This window comes from Streptomyces sp. NPDC057682 (assembly GCF_042799575.1).
In the GTDB taxonomy this organism is placed as follows: Bacteria; Actinomycetota; Actinomycetes; order Streptomycetales; family Streptomycetaceae; genus Streptomyces.
In genome coordinates, this window is the sequence record NZ_JBHVIN010000003.1 from 454,057 (window position 1) to 475,204 (window position 21,148).

Annotated in this window: 17 protein-coding genes; 4 read left to right on the forward strand and 13 right to left on the reverse strand. The window is 73.3% G+C overall.

Annotation, left to right across the window (positions count from 1 at the left end; all coding sequences use genetic code 11):
• Window positions 1-163: 163 nt before the first annotated feature.
• The 4 genes from ACFVDM_RS07180 to ACFVDM_RS07195 all read right to left on the reverse strand — a co-directional run bounded on the left by ACFVDM_RS07180 (window position 164) and on the right by ACFVDM_RS07195 (window position 4,018).
• Complete coding sequence (locus tag ACFVDM_RS07180) at window positions 164-781, reverse strand: TetR family transcriptional regulator (RefSeq protein WP_383634304.1); 618 nt, start codon at window positions 779-781, stop codon at window positions 164-166.
• A 118-nt stretch (window positions 782-899) separates the two neighbouring features.
• Complete coding sequence (locus tag ACFVDM_RS07185; RefSeq protein WP_383634306.1) at window positions 900-1,286, reverse strand: VOC family protein; 387 nt, start codon at window positions 1,284-1,286, stop codon at window positions 900-902.
• Between the two features lie 49 nt (window positions 1,287-1,335).
• A complete protein-coding gene (locus ACFVDM_RS07190) occupies window positions 1,336-2,841 on the reverse strand; it encodes a hypothetical protein (RefSeq protein ID WP_383634308.1) in 1,506 nt (501 codons plus the stop codon).
• Between the two features lie 163 nt (window positions 2,842-3,004).
• Window positions 3,005-4,018 carry a LuxR family transcriptional regulator gene (locus tag ACFVDM_RS07195; protein ID WP_383634310.1) on the reverse strand — a complete coding sequence of 338 codons (1,014 nt, stop codon included), beginning with the start codon at window positions 4,016-4,018 and terminating at the stop codon, window positions 3,005-3,007.
• 167 nt (window positions 4,019-4,185) lie between these two features.
• Between ACFVDM_RS07195 and ACFVDM_RS07200 the strand changes: the two genes are divergently transcribed.
• A complete protein-coding gene (locus ACFVDM_RS07200) occupies window positions 4,186-6,081 on the forward strand; it encodes an alkyl/aryl-sulfatase (RefSeq protein ID WP_383634312.1) in 1,896 nt (631 codons plus the stop codon).
• 17 nt (window positions 6,082-6,098) lie between these two features.
• Here the strand turns inward: ACFVDM_RS07200 and ACFVDM_RS07205 are convergent, their stop codons facing one another.
• The 5 genes from ACFVDM_RS07205 to ACFVDM_RS07225 form a co-directional block, all read right to left on the reverse strand.
• Entirely contained in the window at window positions 6,099-7,814 is a 1,716-nt protein-coding gene (locus tag ACFVDM_RS07205) for an aldehyde dehydrogenase family protein (RefSeq protein WP_383634314.1), read from the reverse strand.
• Window positions 7,815-7,867: 53 nt separating this feature from the next.
• Window positions 7,868-9,166 carry an MFS transporter gene (locus tag ACFVDM_RS07210; protein WP_383634316.1) on the reverse strand — a complete coding sequence of 433 codons (1,299 nt, stop codon included), beginning with the start codon at window positions 9,164-9,166 and terminating at the stop codon, window positions 7,868-7,870.
• 140 nt (window positions 9,167-9,306) lie between these two features.
• On the reverse strand, window positions 9,307-10,233 hold the full coding sequence (locus ACFVDM_RS07215; protein ID WP_383634318.1) for a TauD/TfdA dioxygenase family protein: 927 nt from the start codon (window positions 10,231-10,233) through the stop codon (window positions 9,307-9,309).
• 283 nt (window positions 10,234-10,516) lie between these two features.
• Entirely contained in the window at window positions 10,517-11,119 is a 603-nt protein-coding gene (locus ACFVDM_RS07220; RefSeq protein ID WP_383634320.1) for a TetR/AcrR family transcriptional regulator, read from the reverse strand.
• Between the two features lie 60 nt (window positions 11,120-11,179).
• Window positions 11,180-12,706 carry a class I adenylate-forming enzyme family protein gene (locus ACFVDM_RS07225; protein ID WP_383634321.1) on the reverse strand — a complete coding sequence of 509 codons (1,527 nt, stop codon included), beginning with the start codon at window positions 12,704-12,706 and terminating at the stop codon, window positions 11,180-11,182.
• Between the two features lie 73 nt (window positions 12,707-12,779).
• Here ACFVDM_RS07225 and ACFVDM_RS07230 point away from each other — a divergent pair, with 73 nt between their 5' ends.
• The gene (locus tag ACFVDM_RS07230; protein WP_383634323.1) at window positions 12,780-13,391 is read left to right on the forward strand and encodes a TetR/AcrR family transcriptional regulator; all 612 of its coding nucleotides are present in this window, start codon (window positions 12,780-12,782) and stop codon (window positions 13,389-13,391) included.
• A gap of 25 nt (window positions 13,392-13,416) precedes the next feature.
• Window positions 13,417-15,075: an acyl-CoA dehydrogenase family protein gene (locus tag ACFVDM_RS07235; protein ID WP_383634325.1), complete on the forward strand. Its 1,659-nt coding sequence runs from the start codon at window positions 13,417-13,419 to the stop codon at window positions 15,073-15,075.
• A gap of 60 nt (window positions 15,076-15,135) precedes the next feature.
• Here ACFVDM_RS07235 and ACFVDM_RS07240 read toward each other — a convergent pair whose 3' ends face one another.
• Genes ACFVDM_RS07240 through ACFVDM_RS07250 form a run of 3 tightly spaced genes read right to left on the reverse strand, consistent with a single transcriptional unit; the run spans window position 15,136 to window position 18,860 of the window.
• Window positions 15,136-16,230: a GNAT family N-acetyltransferase gene (locus ACFVDM_RS07240; protein WP_383634327.1), complete on the reverse strand. Its 1,095-nt coding sequence runs from the start codon at window positions 16,228-16,230 to the stop codon at window positions 15,136-15,138.
• 54 nt (window positions 16,231-16,284) lie between these two features.
• Window positions 16,285-17,271 carry an L-threonylcarbamoyladenylate synthase gene (locus tag ACFVDM_RS07245; protein ID WP_383634329.1) on the reverse strand — a complete coding sequence of 329 codons (987 nt, stop codon included), beginning with the start codon at window positions 17,269-17,271 and terminating at the stop codon, window positions 16,285-16,287.
• Window positions 17,268-18,860: an FMN-binding glutamate synthase family protein gene (locus ACFVDM_RS07250; protein WP_383634331.1), complete on the reverse strand. Its 1,593-nt coding sequence runs from the start codon at window positions 18,858-18,860 to the stop codon at window positions 17,268-17,270. Before ACFVDM_RS07250 ends, ACFVDM_RS07245 begins: the two co-directional genes overlap by 4 nt.
• A 231-nt stretch (window positions 18,861-19,091) precedes the next feature.
• Here ACFVDM_RS07250 and ACFVDM_RS07255 point away from each other — a divergent pair, with 231 nt between their 5' ends.
• Window positions 19,092-20,186, forward strand: a complete 1,095-nt coding sequence (locus ACFVDM_RS07255; protein WP_383634333.1) for a hypothetical protein — start codon at window positions 19,092-19,094, stop codon at window positions 20,184-20,186.
• Between the two features lie 35 nt (window positions 20,187-20,221).
• On the opposite strand, the gene ACFVDM_RS07260 is transcribed toward ACFVDM_RS07255, so the two are convergent.
• Window positions 20,222-21,040, reverse strand: a complete 819-nt coding sequence (locus ACFVDM_RS07260; RefSeq protein ID WP_383634335.1) for an SAM-dependent methyltransferase — start codon at window positions 21,038-21,040, stop codon at window positions 20,222-20,224.
• Between the last annotated feature and the right edge of the window lie 108 nt (window positions 21,041-21,148).

Consider the following 21,148-nt stretch of genomic DNA (forward strand, 5'->3'; position numbering starts at 1 on the left):
GCGCCGGCACATAAAACATACAGCGCTGACTGCTTAATGCCAAGCTATTCAGACAACGCTGACCGTTTACGTGTCGGGCATCCCCGGAGCGGGAACACGAAAGGCGCCTGCCGAGCCCCGGTGACGGGCTCGGCAGGCGCCTTTCGGACGGGCGCGGCAGGGGTCAGTCGCGTACGGCGGCGCCGCGGCGGGTGGCCCTGGGGCGGTACTCGACGACGACGAGCGCCAGCGCGACATAGCGCTCGACCAGCTCGTCGGGGCCGACCTCGCCGTCGGCGCGGTACCACTGGGCGACCGCGTTGCACATCGCGATCACCGCGCGCCGGGCGTCGTCGGGGTAGGGGGTGAGGAACAGTCCCCGCGCCACCCCGTCCTCGATCACCTCGCGGAACTGGCGGGAGCCCCGCTCCTCGTTCTCGCGGTAGCGGGCGAGGTGCTCGGGCTCCAGGCTGCGGCCCTCGGTCAGCACGATGCTGCTCTTCGTGCGGTGGTCGATACGGAAGCGCACGGTGGCCTCGACCAGCGCCTCCAGCCGCTCGGCCGGATCGTCGCCGACGGCGTCGAGCGCGCGCTCGCAGGCGGAGAAGTAGGCGTCGAGCCCGTCGTCGAGAATGGCGACCAGCAGCTCCTGCTTGCCCTTGTAGTAGTAGTACAGGGCGGAGAGGCTGACGCCCGCGCGCTGGGCGATGTCGCGGATCGAGGTCGATCCGTACCCCTGCTCGGAGAACTCCTGCCGGGCCGCCTCGATGATCGCCTTGTGGCCCGCGGGTCGACTCGACACGACGCTCCGATCTCCGTACCACCCGGGCACGCTCGCTCCAGGCCGATCGTTCGACCAAGTGGACAGAAAGCCCCATGGTAACGCGGGCCCCACCCGCCACCGCGGTCCGGCCGCCGGGTCAGGACGCGCTCGTCGCCGCCCGCTCGGCGGCGCTGCGCAGGACGCAGAACTCGTTGCCCTCGGGGTCGGCGAGGACCGCCCAGCCGGTGCCGTCGGGCTCCCTGAGGTCGTCGACGAGGGTGGCGCCCAGCTCCAGGAGCCGGGCGACCTCCGCCTCACGGGTCGTCGTCGGCCGCAGGCACAGGTGCAGCCGGTTCTTGACGGTCTTCGGCTCGGGCACCTGGTTGAAGTGGAGCAGCGGCCCGTGCGGCAGCATCACCTCCGCCTCCGTCACACCCGGCCCGTCCTCCTCGTGGAGCGGGTGGCCCAGCACCCGGCTCCAGAACCGGGCCAGTTCATAGGCATCCGCACAGTCGATCGCCACGTTCTGCAGTTCCGGGTACATGCGGCCACCCTGCCCGAGCGGCCGCGCGGTCCGCCAGTCCCGGCGCCGGTCAGCCCAGGGGCGCGGCGGCCGGAACGGTCTCGGGCGAGCCCCCCGCCTGCGGTACGGCGGGGCGGGCGGAGGTCGTCCCGGCCGGAGCACCCGGGGCTGCGCGGCGCCGGGCGGCGTGGCCGACGGCGACGAGGGTCAGCGCGACGGTCCCGGCCAGCGCCGGCCAGTACACATAGCGGTAGTTGGACTCGGGGGCGGTCGGCAGATAGGCCAGGATGTAGAGCAGCGAACTGGCGCCGAGCAGGCGCAGTTCGCGGCCGAAGGGGCCGGCCCATTTGCGGCGCAGGACGAGGACGAGCGAGACGGCCAGCCAGAACCAGCCCTGGAACAGCATGGGCACATCGCGGTGGGCCCCGGTCACGTAGTTCCCCAGCGCGGCCCGCAGCGTGTCGTTGAGCGGTTCGCGCCGGGCGACCGGGTTGACCTCGACACCCGCGTTGACGCGGGTGCCGTTCCAGAAGACCTGGTTGCTCCGGAACAGCAGTTTGCTGAAGACCCGGACGCGGTACTCCGCGTACCCCTTCCAGTGCCGGGGCATCTGCTGGGTCCACATCCGGACGAGGACGTCGGCGTTCCGGTCGAGATAGGTGACGTCGAAGGGCCGGCGGTGCGGGAAACACTGGAGGTAGGCGTCGGAGGTGATCCCGCGCCGCGCGCAGTCGGTGGCGGCGGTGACCAGACCGTCCCTCAGACCGGGGCTCGCGCCCGCCCGTTCGGCGGCCGTCCGCACCTGCTCCGGGGTGAGCACGTGGACGAGGTCGTCGACGGGGATCACCGCGTAGACGCGGGTCGGCAGCGGGGAGGTGGCGGCGTCCACGGCGGCGCCGCCGGCCAGGACCACGGCGAGGAAGGCCCCGGCGGCGGCCAGCCAGTGGCGGCGGCCCGGGGCCGGCCGGGCGGCGAGGGTGAGCAGGGCGAGGAAGGGGAGCGTGGCGGGCAGGCCGTTCTTGCGGACGAGGGCGGCGTAGCCGAGCAGCAGCAGCCCCAGGGCGAGGAGCGCCCAGCGCGTCCTCGTCCGCTCCGGCGGCAGGTCGCGCACGGTCAGGGCCACGGCGAGAACGGCGAGGAGCGCGTACGCCAGGTGCACGTCCTTCCAGACGACCCCGGTGAAGTTCATGAGGTGCGGAGCGAAGCCGACGGCCAGCGGGGCGAGGGAGAGTCCGCGGCTGCCGGTGTGCTTCCACACCAGCCGGGCCAGCACCCAGAGGGAGCCCCACAGCAGGGCGGTCTGGAGGGCCGCCATGGCGGCGAAGTCGCCGGTGACCGCGATGACGGCCCGCCAGGCGAGGGCCATCACGGGCGGGTGCCAGTCGTTCACGGGCTCGTCGCCGAGCGCCTGACCCAGCTGGGTGTTGCTGTCGGCGCTGAGGTAGCCGGGGTGAAAGACGGTGGCCACGGCGTAGCCGCAGGCCGACGCGAGGACTGCGAGCCACCACGGCCACAGGGTGCCCGCCCGCCGGGCGTCGCGCAGCGCGGTGGTCCATCGGTCGACGGTTCCGGACATATGGGCGGGGCCTCCCAGCCGATGACGACAGGTCGCCGTGCCGCTCGTCCGCGAGCCGGGAGAGGGGCGGTTCGCCGGCGGCAGGCCCGGGGAATCTACGCGTACCGGACTCGACAGGACAAACCGGAATGATTATGCGTCCGCCGGTGCGGAGCCCACGGGGTCAGGCCATGAGCCAGCCGCGCAGCGCGGCCTGGACGCCCGCCTGGAAACGGGTCTCGGCGTTCAGCGCGCGCATCAGCCGGGTGATGCGGCGGCGCACGGTGTGGACGTGGATGTCCAGCCGCCGGGCCATCGCCTCGTCCTTGAGGCCGGAGGCGAGCATGGTGAGCAGTTCCCGGTCCTCGTCGGTGATCTCCTCCTCCACCACGGAGCCGATGGGCAGGGCCCGCTCCCAGATCCCCTCGAACAGCGGCACCAGGGCATTGCTCAGCAGCGCGTCGCTCACCACCAGGGCGGAGGCCGTCGGATCCGCCGCGTCGGTCGGGGGCAGCAGGGTCACCCGGCGGTCGATCCCGATCAGCTTGGTGGGCAGGTCCACGCCCACCCGTATCTGGACGCCCTGCGCGGCCAGTTCGCCGAGGCCCCGGGCCCGCCCGTGGAAGCGCAGCCCCTCGCGGTCCACGACGACCCGCACCCGCACCCCGCGCCGCACCGGTTCGGCGACGTCGAGCGGGGCGGGCATCCCGTTCGGCTCGCTCGACGCGTACGGCGGGCGGTCCAGGAGGACGACCTCCTCGCTCGCCGAGACCAGCAGCGACCGCACCCGGAGGGCGATCGCCCGGCCGCCCCGGACCGCCTCGATCCCGGAGGCGCCCCGGGTGGGCACGGCGCTCTGGAGCCGGGCCGCGATCCGGTCGACGGAGCCGGTCAGTTCCTCCAGCTCCGCCGAGCGGTGCAGCAGTTCGGCCTGGCGCAGATGGATCAGATTGCGCAGCGCGGTGGCGGGAGCCACGGCTTCGGGAAGGGCCGTCCCGCGCCGGGCCGGATGGACGAAGCCCTGCACGGCCAGCCGGCCGAGCGCGTTCGTCACCCGGCGGACCGTCAGGCCGAGACGCCCGGCGAGCGCGGTGCGGGACACGGGTGCGGGTGGGTCGAGCAGCGCCTCGTACACCCGGAGTTCATCGGCTCCGAGACCCAGCGCCTGCCATTGCGTGTCCTGCTCAGTCCACCCCACTGGCGGAATTCTCCTCCGTTCTCGCAGGTCACACAAGTGCCGGAAGCGGCAGCGGCATTCGGGTGATCCGTTCGGCGCAGTCCTGGTGGCCGGGGCGCGCCCCGGGAGCGAGGCTGGCGGTCAGGGGCGGCCGGCGGGCCGCTCCTCCGACGGACAGGGAGCTCAGGATGACCGGGACCACACCGCCCAAGGACGCCCAGCCCGCGATCGGCCGGGCCAACGAGTCGGTGCTGCGCCGGTTCCCGTTCGACGACACCCAGGATCTCGACGACGCGCGCCACGGGTTCCTGGGCACCTCGGACACGAGCATCATCGGCGCGGCCGACGGGCGGACCGTGTGGGACCTCGACGCCTACGGCTTCCTGGACGGCGACTGCCCGCCCACGGCCAATCCGAGCCTGTGGCGGCAGAGCCGGCTGGTGCGCGACCACGGCCTGTTCGAGGTCACGGAGGGGATCTACCAGATCCGGGGCTTCGACCTCTCGAACATGACGGTCGTGGAGGGCGAGCGCGGCGTCCTCGTGATCGACCCGCTGATCTCGTCCGAGACGGCCGCGGCGGCGCTCGCCCTGTACCGGCGCCACCGCGGGGACCGCCCGGTCACCGGTGTGCTGTACACGCACAGCCATGTCGACCATTTCGGCGGGGTGCGGGGCGTCCTCACCGACGAGGACGTCGCGGCCGGTGTGCCGGTGCTCGCGCCGGAGGGCTTCCTGGAGCACGCGGTGAGCGAGAACGTGTACGCGGGCACGGCGATGGCCCGCCGCGCCGCGTACATGTACGGGGCGGCGCTGCCCAAGGGCGAGCGCGGCCAGATCGGTGCCGGACTGGGGCAGACGACGTCGACCGGCTCGGTCGGGCTGGTCCCGCCGACGCTCGACATCACCCGTACGGGGCAGACGGAGACGGTCGACGGCATCCGGATGGTCTTCCAGCTGACCCCGGGCACCGAGGCTCCCTCCGAGCTGAACATCCACTTCCCCGCCCACGCGGCGCTCTGCATGGCGGAGAACGCCACGCACAACCTCCACAACCTGCTGACGCTGCGCGGCGCCGAGGTCCGCGACCCGCACGTATGGGCGCGGTATCTGACGGAGGCCGTCGCCCTGTTCGGCGACGCGACCGACATCGCGTTCGCCTCCCACCACTGGCCGGTCCGGGGCCGGGAGCGGGTGCTGGCCTTCCTGTCCGAACAGCGCGACCTCTACGCCTATCTGCACGACCAGACCCTGCGGATGATCAACGAGGGGATGACGCCGCTGGAGATCGCCGAGGCGATGGAGATGCCCCCGGCCCTGGAGAGGGCCTGGCACACCCATGGCTACTACGGTTCGGTCAGCCACAACACCAAGGCGATCTACCAGCGGTACCTGGGCTGGTTCGACGGGAACCCGGCGCATCTGTGGGAGCACCCGCCCGTCGAGGCGGCCCGGCGGTACGTGGACTTCATGGGCGGCGCGGACGAGGTGGTGCGCCGGGCGCGCGAGGCGTTCGAGGCCGGCGACTACCGATGGGTCGCCCAGGTGGTCAACCATGTCGTCTTCGCGGAGCCGGAGCACACCGGGGCGCGGGCGCTCCAGGCGGACGCGCTGGAGCAGCTGGGCTACGGCAGCGAGAACGGCACCTGGCGCAACTTCTTCCTGATGGGCGCCCTGGAACTGCGGGACGGCGCGGTCGGCACACCGACCACGACCACCTCCCTCGACTTCCTGCGGGCGCTCAGCCTGGACCAGCTCTTCGACGCGCTGTGCATCCGGGTCGACGGCCCGCGCAGCTGGGACGCCGACATCACCGTGCTCTGGAAGGTGCGCGGCGGGGACGCGATCGTGCTGCGTCTGCACAACGGGGTGCTGACGCACACGGCCGCCGGCGGACCGGCGGCCGTGGAGCCCGATGTCGAGGTCGCCCTGGACGAGGCGGATCTGCGGGCCGTCCTGCTGGGACAGCTCGCCCCGGCCGACCTCGCGGGCCGCGCCGAGGTGACCGGCGACCCGGCGAGGATCACCGAGCTGCTGGGTCATCTCGGCGCGCCGGACCCGGACTTCGCACTCGTCACGCCCTGAGCCCGGGGCCCGGCCGCTCAGCCGCGCAGGGCGGAGAGGAAGATGCCGGGCAGTTTCGACACCTTCGGTGCGGCGGTGAACCCGGTGAGCCGCCGCATCGTCGTCCGCCCGGTCCGGTTGGTCACGAAGTACGGGGGGCGCGGGGAGAGCGACGGCGCCCCGGTGAACAGCCCCCTCGGTGAGGGGGCGAACGGGGCCCGGAGCACTGTCTTCTCCACGTCCTCCAGCATGAACGCGTTGTGGACGAAGCCGATGCCGCTGCCGATGTCCTGCCGGGTGTGCCCGGGGTACGCGCCCCAGGGGGTGTAGCCGAGGAGGAACCCGAAGGCCGACCAGCAGTTGATCCCGAGGGTGCCGTAGCGCAGTCCGTCGACGGCGGCGTCCACGGCGGCGCGGTGGGCCCGTTCGGTGCGCGGGTGGACGAGGAGGGTAGCGCCGAGGGTGCCGGGCAGGGTGTCGTTGGCGAAGTCGGTGGCCCGGCGCAGGAAGGTCTCCGGGTCGTCGCCTTCGAGGCGTACGACGCCGAGGGCGCTGGCGAACACCTCGTCGGTGAGCATCGGGCCGCCCTCGCCGCTGACGTCCGCGACCAGCGTGGCACCGCCGGGGCCCGCCGGGTGCTCGGCTCCGGGGTGCGCGTCCACGACGGCGCGGAGCCTGCCGGCCGCGCCGGGGTAGTAGTCGGTGCGGGCCGGGAGGCGGCGCAGGACCCGGCGGATCTCGTCGAGCAGGCGCTCGGTGCCGTCCCAGTCCCGGGGCACCACGAGGATCTGGCTCGCGACGCAGTTGTGCCCGGAGTTGTTCATCTTGCTGGTGACGATGTGCTCGGCCTGGAAGCGCAGATCGGCGTCGCTCCACGGTCCGGGGACGACGATGCAGGGGCTGACGCCGCCGAGTTCGCTCGTGAACGGTTTGGTGTTCAGCGGGGTGTCCTCGCGGCGGCGGCGCGCCGCGTCCCCGTCGGTGCCCCAGACGATGGCGTCGTGGGTGCGCTCGCTGCCCGTCACATGGATGGTGTCGATGCCCTCGTGCCCGGTCAGGTACGCGCCCTCGGCCGCTCCCCCGTCGACGAAGCGGACCCAGTCCCGGTCCACGAACTCCTGGAAGACGGCCTCGAAATGGGGACGCAGATAGGCGTTGACCGGGTTCATCTTGGCGAGGACGACCTGGTTGTCCTGGCAGAGCTTGTGCAGGATGTCGAGCGGGGTGATCGCTGCGACGTTCCCCGCGCCCAGCACCAGGGCGACACCCGGGTCGGCGGGCCGGCCCCGGTAGGTCCCGGCGGCGCGGGCGAGCACCTGTTCCCGGGTGGTGCCGGGCAGCGTCCGGACCTGGGCGGAGAAGCCGTTGAGGAGCAGCCGGTCCGTGGCGGTGGCGGGGAAGACGTCGACGACGGTGCGGCCGTCGCGCTCCCGGACGGCACCGGCCGGCACCGGGTCGCGGCCGTCGGCGAGCCTGCGCAGCACATGGAGGTAGGCGCCCACGGTCTGGGCCAGGGCCCAGGGTGCGGTCACCCAGTCCTCCGCGGCCCAGGAGGAGGTGGCCTCGTACCCCTTGGCACGCGCGGCGTCGGCGACCATGGCCGGGGCGCCCTGGGCGATGCGCGGCAGCATCCGTTCCAGCAGGGCGATCCGTTCGGCGGTGCCGGTCGCGGCCCAGCTCTCGCGACCGGCCCGCAGGGCGGTCACGGCCCGGTCGAGGGGGGCGGTGTCGGGTTCCGTGGTGGTGGTGCTCACGGGGGCGGCTCCTTGGTGTGGGACGGAGGGGCGGGTGCGGCAGGGGGCGGGCATCAGCGGCCGAGCCGTGCGATGTCGCGGGCCGGGTCGATCAGGAGGAACGAGGCCGCGGCGCCGATGACGAGCAGGGCTCCGGACAGGGTGACGGCAAGGTGGTAGCCGTCGTTGCCCCGGGCGTCGACCAGGGCGCCGACGACGGCGGGCGCGGCGAGTCCGGCGGCGGTGACGACCGCGTTCATGGCGCCGAGCGCGCCGCCGCTCCGTCCGGCGGGGGCGAGTTCGGCGACGGTGGTCGCCGCGACGGCGGCGTACGAGCCGCCGAGGCCGAAGCCCAGCGAGACGAGGACGGTCTTTCCGGTGGGGTCGTCGACCAGGGCCTGGGAGAGCAGGCAGACGGCGCCCAGGGCGAGGAGCCGGCCGCCGACCCGGCCGCGCGCCCGGCGGCTGCCGACGCCCCGGCGCATGAGCCGGCCGGTGATCCCGGCCTGGGCGAGCAGGGCGACGGCGCCGACCGCCCAGGGCGCGACGATCAGGACGGCCGCGGTGTGCGCGGGGTGGCCGAGGGCGTTGCGCAGGTAGGAGGGCAGCCAGACCAGCATCAGGGCCACGGACCAGTAGCTGGTGAAGTAGGCGAGTGTGGCGCCGATCCAGGTACGGGTGGCGAGGATCTTCCGGTACGGCACGGCCCTTGCCGTCTCCGTCCGGCTTCCGGCGTCCGGCGCGGTGTCTTCGGTGGCGTGCGTGCCGTCGGCGCCCAGCAGTTTCCAGGCGGCGGCCCACAGGAGTCCGACGGCGGCGAGGGCCCAGAGCGCGGAGCGCCAGCCGTGGTGCTCGATCAGCCAGGAGAGGCCGGGTGCGGAGACGATCACGCCGAGCGTGACGCCGAGGGTGATCAGGGCGCCGGGCAGATTGCGCCGGTGGTCGGGGAACCAGGCGAGGGTGGCCTGCTGGGCGACCGGGAAGGCCGGTCCCTCGGCGGCGCCGAGGACGACACGGGAGGTGACCAGGACGGCGAGCCCGCCGCCGAGCGCGGCCGGTGCCTGGGCGACCGACCAGAGCAGCGCCATCACCAGCAGCAGGAGCCGGGGAGAGACCCGGTCGGCGACGAGGCCGACGACGACCGCGGAGACCGAGAAGAGCAGGAAGAACGCGCTGTTGGCGAGGCCGAACTGAGTGGCGCTCAGATGCAGGTCCGCGCGGATCTCGTCGGCGGCCAGGCCCAGGACGGACTTGTCCGCGAAGTTCACCATCATGAAGACCACCAGCAGCGCGGTCACGGTCCAGGCCCTGCGGCCGTCGGCGCGGCCGGTGGGTGTGGAGGACTGCTGGGACAGGGTCGGAGCCGCGTTCATGGGGTCCTCCGGGGGAGCGGGCAACGGATGAGGGGGCGGGCGGGCACACCGCGCACGGCCGGCGGGCGGTGCGCGGGCCGGGGCCGCGTCCGGAAGGGGCCGCATGTGACGGCGCGTTCGGGACGCGGCCCGGGAGGGGGTCAGGACAGCGGGACGCCGGCGACGGCGATGCGCTCCATGACCCGGCGGCGCGGGTAGTAGTCGCTGATGGCGTAGTGCTGGGTGGCGATGTTGTCCCAGATGGCCACGGAGTCCTGCTCCCAGTGGAAGCGGACCTGGAACTCGGGGACGCGGGCCTGGAGGACCAGTTCGTCCAGGAGCGCCCGGCTCTCGGCGTCGGTGAGGCCCACGATGCGGGTGGTGAACGGCTCGTTGACGTAGAGGAGCTTGCGGCCGCTGCGCGGGTGGCGCACCACGACGGGGTGCTCGACCGGCGGCAGCGTCTCGCGGAAGTGCGCGATCTGCTCCGCGGTCATCGTCGATCCCCAGCTCGGCACCCAGTCGTGCACGGCGGTGAGCGACTCGATGCGCGTCTTCATCTCCTCGGAGAGGTTGTCGTACGCGGCGCCCATGTCGGCCCACATGGTGTCTCCCCCGGCGGAGGGCACCTCGACGGAGCGCAGGACGGAGCCGAGGGCGGGCGCGGCCATGAAGGAGTGGTCGCTGTGCCAGATGTTCTCGTTGCCGACGGCCATGGCGTCCTTGGCGAGCCGGGACACACCGGCGGTCTCGGCCTTCGGGAAGAAGGGGTTGGCCTCCGGCGGTCCCCAGACGGCCGCGAGGCCGAGGTGGTGGCCGGGCTCCAGACCGGTCTGCCCCCGGAAGAAGATCACCTTCCATTCGAGCAGCGCCCGGCGCAGTTCCTCGGCGACCTCCTCGCCCAGCGGCCGGGTCAGGTCGACGCCGCTGATCTCCGCGCCGATGAGCGGGGTCTGGGGGCTGATGCCGAGGACGCGGTACGGCGTCTCGGGGGTACCGGGTGCGAGGCGCTCCAGCGTCCTTCGGCCGTACCGCATGAGCGGCTTGTCGAGTACGGGCTTCGGACCGTCGGTGATGGCGGCTGCCATGGGTTCCTCCCACAATCGACGTTGATTACGTAACCGGCAGTATCGATATTGGGCCGCCCGGGGGCAAGAGGGTGGGAGGAAAAGATTCCGCTCCGCTACGGGGCCGGCCCTTCGGGGCCACCGAGCGTGAACGCCCCTGCGTACGAGGCGTGTCGGCGCGGGCCTGGACGACGGCCCGGACCGATGTGCGGGCATGCGGGAGGAGGGCACGGCCCCCTTGGCCGTGCCCTCCCCGCGACTGCTCGCGGCTCCGTTCAGGGGGCGCCGGTCACGCCCCCGCGGCTCACGGCCGGACCGCGACCGCCCGGCCGATCAGCTCGACGACCGACTCCACGAGCGCGTCGTCCGGCTGCCGCTGCTCGCCGACCATCCGGAACACCAGGGAGGCCGCGACGAGGGTGGCCGCCGCGTCGATGTCGACGTCCGGCCGCACGTCGCCCCGTTCGACCCCGCGCTCCAGCAGGTGCCGGGTCTCGCTCATCACGCGCGCGGTGTAGTCCCGGTACGCACCGCGTTCCGCCCCTGCCTCGGCCGCCGAGCCGATCACGCCGGCGAGCAGCCGGTCGACGCCCGGCAGCCGGTAGGCGCGGGCGCGGGCGGTGAGGACGGCGCGCAGTTCGGCGCGGAAGTCGCCCATGTCGGGCACGGTCAGCGGTCCGATGCGCGATTCGGCCGCGGCGATGATCAGATCCTGTTTGGTGGACCAGCGGCGGTACATGGCGGGCTTGCTCACCCCGGCCCGCGCCGCCACGGCGTCCATGGTCAGCGCGCCCATGCCGCTCTCGGCGACGAGCGCGACGACGGCGTCCAGCACGGCGCCGGTCACCCGCTCCTCGCGCGGCCGTCCCGGCCCCCTGCGTACGCCCCGCACCCGCTCCTCGGCCATGCCGCGACCCTACGCGGCCCCGGCGTCCCGCCCGGCACGGGGTGGCGACGGCGCGGCCGGTCAGGAGCCCTGGGACAGCCGGGCGCGCAGCACGTGCTTGGTGATCTTCCCGGAGGGCGTACGGGGCAGGGCGTCGCTCAGCACCAGTTCGCGCGGGATCTTGTAGCGGGCCAGACGGGGCTCCAGCCAGGCCCGGATCTCCTCCAGCCCGGGTGCGGCACCCCCCCTCGGCACCACGACGGCGACGACGGTCTCGCCCCACTGCGGATGCGGGCGTCCCACGACCGCGGCGTCGACGATGTCGGGGTGGGCGAGCAGCGCGCCCTCGACCTCCTGGGAGGCCACGTTCTCGCCCCCGGTGATGATCATGTCCTTGAGCCGGTCGACGATGGTGACGAACCCGTCCTCGTCGACCCGGCCGAGGTCCCCGCTGCGGTACCAGCCGGCCTCGAACGCGGCCTCGGTGGCGGCCTCGTCATCGAGATAGCCGACCATACGGGTGTCCGAGCGGAGCCAGATCTCCCCGGCGTCCCCGGCGGCGGCGTCCGTCCCGTCCGCCGTCACGACGCGCAGATCGACGCCGACCATGCCGCCGCGCCCGATCGATCCTGCCTTCTCCACCTGCTCGTCGGGCGAGAGCGAGGCCCCCACGGGCCCCATCTCGCTCATCCCGTAGACCTGGTGGAAGCGGCGCGAGCCGTACGCCTTCATCAGCCGGCGGACGGTTCCGGCGTCCATCGGCCCGGCCCCGTAGATCCAGGAGCGGACCGAGGAGAGGTCGTGGGCGTCGAAGTCGGGCACGGTCTGCACCGGGGCGATGAAGGCGACCGGCGCGCCGAAGACGGCGGTGATCCGCTCGCGCTCCACGGTCTCCAGCATGGTGCGGGGCTCGTACTCGCGCTGGAGCACGACCGTGCCGCCGAGCAGCAGGGTGCCCAGGGCCCAGTTGTTCAGCGGGGAGGCGTGCCAGATCGGCATGCAGACCAGGAAGCGCTCGTCACGGCGCAGGGGCACGGTCGCCGCGGTGTACGTGGCGGTGAGGGCGATGCCCCGGTGGGTGTGCACGCATCCCTTGGGGCGGCCGGAGGTGCCCGAGGTGTACAGGATCTGGGCGATGTCGGTGTCCGGTCCGGGCCCGCCGCGCCAGGGGGACGCGCCGGCCAGCAGCGCCTCGAAGGAGCCCTCCGGCGCCTCGTCCGCCGGGGCGTCCGGGTGGCTGACCAGCCAGCGGACGTCCGCGTCGGCGGTGGTGGCCCGTTCGCCGATCTCCTGGTCGACCACCGCGAGCCGGGCCCCGCAGTGGAGCAGTTGGTCGGTGACCTCGGCGGTCTGGAGTTTGTGGTTGACGGGCACCAGGGTGGCGCCGGCCAGCCAGGCACCGAAGGCGGCGAAGAGGAAGGCCGGGGTGTTGTGCGTCATCACGGCCAGGCGGTCGCCGGGGCCGAGCCCCGCCTCCCGCAGCAGGGTGGCGGCGCGGCGCACGGCCTCGTCGAACTCGCGGTAGGTCCATCGCCGGTCTCGGTAGACGAGGGCTTCTTTGCGGCCGGCCGAGCGAACGACACCGTCCAGCATGGCACTGAGATGCACACGTGCTCCAGGGATCGAGGACCGGTGCGTCCGGCCCTTGTCGGGAAACTATGAATGATGCTTCACTTCTTCCATGGCTTACCGCAAGACCCCGGCCCAAATCCAGCGTCTCGAATCGGCACGCGAGCATCTCGTCGCCCGAGCGACCGATGTCGTCGCGGAAGTCGGCTGGTCAGGGGCGTCCGTGACCGCGGTCGCCGGTGCCGCCGGAATCTCGGCGGGGTCGGTGTACCAGCACTTCGCGTCCAAGTCCGCGCTCGCCGTCGAGGTGTTCCGGCGGGCGGCGGGGCGGGAGGTGGAGGTGCTCTCCGCCGTGCTCGCCACCACCGGGACGCCGGTCGAACGGCTCGTGCGGGGCGTGCAGACCTTCGCCCGCCGCGCGCTGGAGAACCCCGGACTGGCCTACGCGCTGCTCGCCGCGCCCGCCGATCCCCCGGTCGGCGCGGAACGCCTCGTCTTCCGGCTCCGCTACCGCGCCCTGTTCGCCGAGGTGATCGGCCAGGGCATGGCCGACGGCCTGCTGCCGCCCCAGAACGGGGAGATCACCGCCGCCGCGCTCACCGGCGCGATCGGCGAGGTCCTGGTGGCCCCGCTCGGCGACCCCGGGGACGGCGACCCCGAGAACCTGCTCGACGAGCTGGCCGCCATGGCGCTGCGCTGCGCGGGCGCCGCTCCCCGCCCCTGATCCGTCTCTGCCCAGGAGGACCCTCATGTCCGCGAGCCCCGCTCCGCACAGCCACCCCACCGCCACCACCCACGAGGTGACCAACCAGACCCCTCCGCTCGTCGGCCACGACGTCGCCGACGACCCGGTCCTGCTCGAAGGGGTGCGCCGCGAGGGCGCGGAGTGGTATCTCGACGAACTGCACCGGCTGGGCCGCCGGGCCGGCAGCGAGGAGGTCCAGCGCTGGGCCGACGAGGCCAACCGCCACGAGCCCCGCCTGCGCACCCACGACCGCTACGGCAACCGTCTCGACGAGGTCGAGTTCCACCCCTCGTACCACGCCCTGATGGACGTGGCGATCGGCGCGGGGCTCGGCGGAGCGGCCTGGGCGGACGAGCGCCCCGGGGCGCATGTGGCTCGCGCGGCCGGCTTCATGGTGTGGAGCAGTACCGAGGCTGGACACGGATGCCCCGTCTCGATGACCTACGCGGCGGTTCCCGCGCTGCGCCACGCGCCCGACCTCGCCAAGACGTACGAACCACTGCTGACCAGCCGGGTGTACGAGGCGGGGCTGCGCACCCCGGCCGAGAAGCCCGGTCTGCTCGCGGGCATGGGCATGACGGAGAAGCAGGGTGGTACGGACGTACGCGCCAACACCACCGTGGCCACCCCGCAGCCGGACGGCACCTGGCGGCTGCGCGGCCACAAGTGGTTCACCAGCGCGCCGATGAACGATCTGTTCCTGGTGCTCGCCCAGGCCCCGGCCGGGCTCTCCTGCTTCCTCGTCCCCCGGGTGCTGCCCGACGGGAGCCGCAACACCTTCCGTATCCAGCGCCTCAAGGACAAGCTCGGCAACCGCTCGAACGCCAGCAGCGAGCCGGAGTTCGACGACACCGTGGCCTGGCTCGTCGGCGACGAGGGGCGCGGGGTGCGCACCATCATCGACATGGTCACCATGACCCGTCTCGACTGCGTCCTCGGCTCCGCCTCCGGCACCCGGGCGGCCCTCGCCCAGGCGACGCACCACGTCCGCCACCGCTCGGTGTACGGCGCCAAGCTCATCGACCAGCCGCTGATGCGCAACGTGATCGCGGACCTGTCCCTGGAGTCGGAGGCTGCCACGACGCTGGCGCTGCGGCTGGCCGGCGCCGCCGACCGGGCGCAGCGCGGGGACGCCGGGGAGCGGGCCTTCCTCCGGCTCGCCACGGCCGTCGGCAAGTACTGGGTGTGCAAGCGGCAGCCCGCCGCGGTGGCGGAGGCGCTGGAATGCCTCGGCGGCAACGGGTACGACGAGGAGTCCGGCATGCCGCGGCTCTACCGGGAGGCACCGCTGAACGGCATCTGGGAGGGTTCCGGCAACGTCAACGCGCTGGACATGCTGCGTGCCCTGGCCCGTGAGCCGGAGTCCCTGGAGGCGCTGTCCGCGGAGATCGGCGCCGCGTCCGGCGGCGACCGCCGGCTGGACACCGCCTGGCAGGAGCTGCGCCGGGAGATGGTCCTCACCGAGGACGCCCCGCTGCGTGCCCGCCGCGTCATCGAGCACGCCGCCCTGGTCCTCCAGGGATCGCTGCTGGTCCGGCACGCCCCGGCGGCCGTCGCCGACGCCTTCTGCGCCTCGCGGCTGGCCGGGGACCGCGGACTGGCCTTCGGCACCCTGCCCACCGGCACGGACTTCACCGCCCTGCTGGCCCGCACCCCCGTCTGACCCGGACCGGCCCCGTCCGGCCCCCGCGCGCCACGGACGCGCGGGGGCGGGGCGGGGTCCCTACGGCCGCGCGGCGGTCAGGTCGAGCAGCATCAGATCGAGCCGTTCGGCGTCCTCGCCGGTGCCGATCCTGCTCGCGGGGCCGACCGTGCGGTAGCCCCAGGCCCGGTAGGCGGCCCGCGCCTCCAGGCTCCGGGGGTGCACATTGAGCAGGACCCGCTCGGCCCGGACGGTGCCGAGCAGCGCCCGGTGCAGTCGCCGGGCGACGCCCTGCCCGCGCCAGGCCCTCCGGACCGCCAGCTCCATCAGTCCGAAGGAGCGCTGCCCGTCCTCGCGCCGCACGGCCTCGGGGACGGGGTCGACGAGTTCGTCCCACCAGACCGTGTCGGCCGTCAGGGCGTGACCGTAGGCCATCCCGACCGGTTCGCCGTCGGGGGTCCTGGCCAGGACGGCGCGGAAGGCCGGGCGGCCGGCCAGGGCGGGGAAGTGGCGGAACGCGGCGTCGACGTCCTGGGCCGTCTCGTGGAACGGGGGCCCGGCGAACGCCTCCGCGTACACGGTCCGCAGCGCGTCCTCGGCCCGCAGCGCGCCCGGCCCGTCCAGCTGCTCGACGCGCACGCTCCGGCGGGGCGGAGCGGTCGCGGTCAGATCCAGGACGTACCGCTCGAAGGCGGTGCCGTCCGGCGCGGTCGTGGGCCCCGCGGCGGTGAATCCCGCGCGCCGGGCCACGGCCAGGGAGGCCGCGTTGTCCGGCTCGGCCCGGATCACCGCCTGCGTCGCGCCCTCGCCGGCCGCGTACCGGCAGGCGAGCAGCACCGACCGGGTCGCCAGGCCGCTCCCCCGCCACGACGTGTAGAGCCCGTAGGCGACGTTCACCTGCCCGGGGTCCAGCCCCTCCGCACCGAACCGCAGGTCGACGGTCCCGGCGAGCGTGCCCGTGTCCCCGGCCCGGATCCCGAAGGCCCGCAGCTCACCGGCCGCCTCCCACTGCTCCCGGCAGTGGCGCAGATAGGCGGCGACCCCTTCGCGGGTGCCGGGTCCGCCGTTGAGCCGGCGGGCCGGCTCCGCGTCCTCCCCGGCGAGATGGGGTTCCAGATCGTCCGGTCCCAGCGGGGTCAGCACGATGGTCCCGTCGGACAGCCTCACGTCATCCATCCGCCGATTCTCGACGTCACCGGCGCGTGGCACCAGGGGATTGCCGGCCGGGGGTCAGTCCGTGGAGCGAGGACCCGCCGCGCGCCGGAGCCGGTTGGCGATCGCCAGGCCCAGTCCGCCCTCCGGCGGCAGGGAGGCGACGACGAGGTCGCAGCCCCTGCGGTCGAACTCGCGGAGGAAGCCGTACAGCTCGCGGGCGTACGCGGCAGGTGCGGCGGGAACCGTCAGCACGGCGTGCGCCTTGACGTCGGTGTCCGCGAGAGCGGCCGGGAGGAGCAGGCCGACCCGCCGGCCGTCCTCCTGGGCCCGCTCGGCCTCGACGACGGCCCGCTCCGGGTCGACGAGGACGACGCGGGCACGCGGGGCGTAGTGGGAGGGGTGCTGTCCCGGTACGCGGACGCCGCTCGTGACGGGCACGTCGACGGGGTGGCCGAGCACGGCCTCGATGTCCTCGCGGGTGACGCCGCCGGGGCGCAGGACGGCCGGAACCTCACCGGTGACGTCGACGATGGTCGACTCGATGCCGACCGCGCAGGTGCCGCCGTCCAGGACGAGGTCGACTCCGTCGCCGAGTTCGCTGCGGACGTCGTCGGCGGTGGTGGGGCTGACCGCGCCGAAGCGGTTGGCGGAGGGGGCGGTGACACCCGTGCCGAAGGCTTCCAGGAGCGCGAGGGCGACGGGGTGGTCGGGCACCCGCACCGCGACGGTCTCCAGACCGCCGGTCACTTCGAGGGGCACCCGGGGGCCGCGCCGCAGAACCAGGGTGAGCGGCCCCGGCCAGAAGTGCTCCGCCAGCAGCCGGGCCGTGTCGGGCACGTCCACGGCCCAGGCGTCGAGCTGATGCGCTCCGGCCAGGTGCACGATCAGCGGGTGGGACGGCGGTCGCCCCTTGACCCGGAAGATGCGCGAGACGGCGGCGGGGTCCTCCGCGTTGGCTCCCAGTCCGTAGACGGTCTCGGTCGGAAGGGCCACCAGACCGCCCGCGCGCAGCACACGGGCCGCCTGCTCGATGTCGCTCGTTCTCGCTGTCACGCCCTTCATCCTAGGGAATGCCCGAAGGTGTCCGGGTCGGCCGCCCGCCAGTCCGCCGCCCACTCCGGCGGTGGCCCGTCCACCAGCTCGCCGGGGCGCAGCCAGTCGTACAGCTCGGCGTACGAGAGCACGGTGCGGGGATCGAGCCGGCGGCGCAGCTGGGCGGGGCTCAGCTCCCCCGGGTCGCGGACGCCCATGGCGGCCATGATCTGCAGCGCGCTGTTCACCGTGGCCTCCTGGAAGCGCCGCACCCGCTGGTACTTGTCGTCGACGCTCAGCGCCCGCGCCCTGCGCGGGTCCTGGGTGGTGACGCCGACTGGGCAGGTGTTGGTGTGGCAGCGCTGGGCCTGGATGCATCCCACGGCGAACATCATGGCGCGGGCGGCGTTGGTGTAGTCGGCGCCCTGGAGGAGCCGTTTCACGAGGTCGCTGCCGGTGGCGACCTTGCCGCTCGCCCCGATCCGGATCCGGTCGCGCAGTCCGGTGCCCACCAGGGCGTTGTGCACGGTGATCAGCCCCTCGGTCAGGGGCATGCCGACGTTGTCGGCGAAGCCCAGCGGGGCGGCTCCGGTGCCGCCCTCGGCACCGTCGACGACGATGAAGTCCGGGGTGACGCCCTCCGCGAGCATCGCCTTGCACACAGCGAGGAATTCACGCCGGGAGCCGACGCAGAGTTTGAATCCGGTGGGCTTTCCGCCCGCCTTCTCCCGCATCGAGGCGATGAAGCGGACGAGTTCGCGGGGCGTGCGGAAGACCCGGTGGTAGGGCGGGGAGATCACGGTCCGTCCCTCGGGAACACCCCGTACGCGTGCGATCTCGGCGTTCACCTTGCCGCCGGGGAGCACCCCGCCGATGCCGGGTTTCGCTCCCTGGGAGAGTTTCAGGGACACGCATTTCACGTGCGGGTGCGCGGCCTTCTCGGCGAAGGTGTCCGGATCGAAGTCCCCGTCACCGGTACGGCAGCCGAAGTAGCCGGTGCCGATCTCCCAGATCAGATCGCCCCCGTGCCGCAGGTGGTGTTCCGACAGCCCGCCCTCCCCGGTGTCGTGCGCGAATCCGCCGGCGGCCGCGCCGCGGTTGAGCGCGAGCACCGCGTTCGCGGAGAGGGAGCCGAAGCTCATGGCGGAGACGTTGAGCAGCGCCATGTCGTACGGGCGGGTGCAGTCGGGCCCGCCGACCCGGACGACCGGGGCCCGGTCGGGCACGGGCTCGGGCGCCATGGAGGGCACGAGGAACTCGTAGCCGGTGAGGTACACATCGCGTTCGGTACCGAACGCCTCCTCGGCCTCCGTTCCCTTGGCCCGCTGGTAGACGATGCTCCGCACACTGCGGTCGAAGGGCCGGCCGTCGTAGTTGCGTTCCACGAAGTACTGCTGCATCTCCGGCCGGATGTATTCGAGGACGTACCTCAGATGCCCCAGCACCGGATAGTTCCGCAGCACCGAATGCCGTCGCTGCGTCACGTCCCACAGCCCGGTCAGGGCCGGCGGAACCAGCAGACCGGCCGCCACCCACCACCAGGGGGAGAAGGCGAACGAGGCGGCCACGGAAAAGGCCGCGGCGAGAACCAGCGCGACGAGCGAGGCGAATCTGTACACGGCCCGAGTCAAGCGCATCCGCGGAACCCGGCGGTGCGGAACGAATCGCGGACGGCGCGCGTTCGCCCGATGGGACGCGCAAGCGCGTCCCGGTGCCGGCGGGCCGCTCCCGTCGGCCTTCCGCGGACACTACCGGGTGGCCGGAGCGCGGAGGCCGGTAACCGCCTTGTCTTCCCTGCCCGTTGGGCCATACTCGATTCACCGTTGACCGGTGCGCAGTCGGGGGGCTCGGTGTCAGGTGATGCGGTTGCGGCCGAGGCGGTCCGGGCGATCGCCGGGATGGCCAGTGGTGCGGCGACGGCCGTGGGCACGGGCGTGGGCCAGTTGGTGGCCGACCTGGTACGCCGCCAGATCGGCGGCAGCCCCGAGGGCCGGGCGGCGCTGACCGCCGTGGAGGAGCGTCCGGAGGACCCCGACGCCGCGTCCGCCCTGGAGGAGGCCGTGCGGGCGGACATCGCTGAGCATCCCGCCTTCGGGATCCAGTTGGACGTCGCGCTGAGGGGCCCGCGGACCACGGTCAACACCGGGATCCAGATCGGGGCGGGCGCGCGGATCCGCCGCGCCCAGATCGCCCTCGGGCCGATCACCGTCACCAACACCCCGGCGGCCAGGGCCACGCTCGCCACACTGGCCGCCGTGCTCGCGGCGGCCCTCGCCTTCGGCGTCTACGGGGTGATCCGCGCCGCCGAGGACGACCCGCCCCGTTCGCGGCCGGGCACGAACGCACCCCACGGGGACCAGGAGGCGCAGGATGCCACGTCCGGCGGGACGACCGGCGGAACCTCGTCGGCCGGCGACGGCGGCGGAGCCCCGGCCCCGGACGTCCGGTCCCTGACATCCGGTGAGATGGAGCAGGTCTTCGCCGCCCTGCCCCTTCCCTCCGGATGGGCGAAGGACGGCTACTCCGAGTCCGCCGCCGATGCCATGGACCTCTCCAACGAGGCCCGCATGGGGTGCTGGGGACTCGGTGACGCGGACCCGGGCGAGAACTCCGGATCCGGCAGGATGTCCACCTACGGCGCCGGGGACGACGGCTTCATGATCAACCTCAAGGGTCACCGGGCGACCGGCTCCGGCACCGAGACCGACAGCGCCGTCACCGCCATGGACGCGCTCTTCGGCATGTACGGCTGCCTTCCGGACGCGGAATCCGTGGACATCGGCGACCGGGCGTTCAGTTACACCCAGCCCGGATACGTCTACACCTGGGTCCGCGTCGGCCCCATGGTCGCCTGGCTCATCACGGCGGACACGGCCGGGCGGACGTCCGAGGACTGGGCGCGGGAACTGGTGCCGCTCGTCCGCGACGCCCTCGCCTCGCGGTAGCGCACCGGCCCCGGCCCCACCCTCCCCCGTGCACGTCAGACCTTGCGCGCCACTCCCCCGTAGATCGGCACCGGGTCCTGTCCGGCGGACTCCGCGCCCTCACCGGACTCGGGACGCCACCGGTCCAGCGGCACGACGCCGGGCTCCTCCGGTTCGAGCCCGTCGAAGAACCGGACCACCTCGGCATGGGACCGGGGAACGAAGACCGCGCCACGAGCCGCGTACGTGGCCACCCCCTTGGCCACCCCCTCCGGGTCGAAGTCCCCGGTGGCCTGGGAGAGAATCAGCCGGCTGCCCGGCGCGAGAGCGCCGACATAGCGCGCCACCAGCGCGTGCGCGTGGTCCGTGTCCGGGACGAAGTGCATCAGCGCGATCAGCGACAGCGCCACCGGCCGCGTGAAGTCGATCGTCTCCGCGGCCCGTTCGAGCACCGTCTCCGGCTCACGCACGTCCCCCTCGATGTACCGGGTCTCCCCCTCCGGCGTCCCGCTCAGCAGCGCACCCGCGTGCGCCAGCACGATCGGATCGTTGTCGACGTACATCACCCGCGCCTCCGCCGCCTCGGCCTGGGCCACCTGGTGCAGATTGGGCGCCGTCGGAATCCCCGACCCGATGTCCAGGAACTGCCGCACCCCGCAGTCCCCGGCCAGATGACGCACCGCGCGCCGCATGAAGCGGCGGTTCTGCCGGGCGAACTCCTTGATCTCCGGCTGGATGTCCAGAAGTCGCCTACCCAGCTCCTCGTCCACCGGGTAGTTGTCCTTGCCCCCGAGGAACCAGTCGTACATCCGTGCCGGATGCGGCCGACTGGTGTCGATACGGTGTTGCGCGGCTTCCGTGTCGGTTCCGGTCATCCGATGCCCTCTCCCCTTACGTCCCCACCTGGGCGTACAGCCTTTCACCACAGGAGAGTTCGCCACCTGACGATATTCGGCCAGGGTGGGCGACGGCCCGGTACCCGC

Excerpts from the sequence above, each read along its gene's own strand:
- ACFVDM_RS07185 (WP_383634306.1), bottom strand. The coding sequence starts at position 1,286 with ATGTACCCGGAACTGCAGAACGTGGCGATCGACTGTGCGGATGCCTAT.
- ACFVDM_RS07190 (WP_383634308.1), bottom strand. The coding sequence starts at position 2,841 with ATGTCCGGAACCGTCGACCGATGGACCACCGCGCTGCGCGACGCCCGG.
- ACFVDM_RS07200 (WP_383634312.1), top strand. The coding sequence starts at position 4,186 with ATGACCGGGACCACACCGCCCAAGGACGCCCAGCCCGCGATCGGCCGG.
- ACFVDM_RS07210 (WP_383634316.1), bottom strand. The coding sequence starts at position 9,166 with ATGAACGCGGCTCCGACCCTGTCCCAGCAGTCCTCCACACCCACCGGC.
- ACFVDM_RS07215 (WP_383634318.1), bottom strand. The coding sequence starts at position 10,233 with ATGGCAGCCGCCATCACCGACGGTCCGAAGCCCGTACTCGACAAGCCG.
- ACFVDM_RS07220 (WP_383634320.1), bottom strand. The coding sequence starts at position 11,119 with ATGGCCGAGGAGCGGGTGCGGGGCGTACGCAGGGGGCCGGGACGGCCG.
- ACFVDM_RS07230 (WP_383634323.1), top strand. The coding sequence starts at position 12,780 with ATGGCTTACCGCAAGACCCCGGCCCAAATCCAGCGTCTCGAATCGGCA.
- ACFVDM_RS07235 (WP_383634325.1), top strand. The coding sequence starts at position 13,417 with ATGTCCGCGAGCCCCGCTCCGCACAGCCACCCCACCGCCACCACCCAC.
- ACFVDM_RS07240 (WP_383634327.1), bottom strand. The coding sequence starts at position 16,230 with ATGGATGACGTGAGGCTGTCCGACGGGACCATCGTGCTGACCCCGCTG.
- ACFVDM_RS07245 (WP_383634329.1), bottom strand. The coding sequence starts at position 17,271 with ATGAAGGGCGTGACAGCGAGAACGAGCGACATCGAGCAGGCGGCCCGT.
- ACFVDM_RS07260 (WP_383634335.1), bottom strand. The coding sequence starts at position 21,040 with ATGACCGGAACCGACACGGAAGCCGCGCAACACCGTATCGACACCAGT.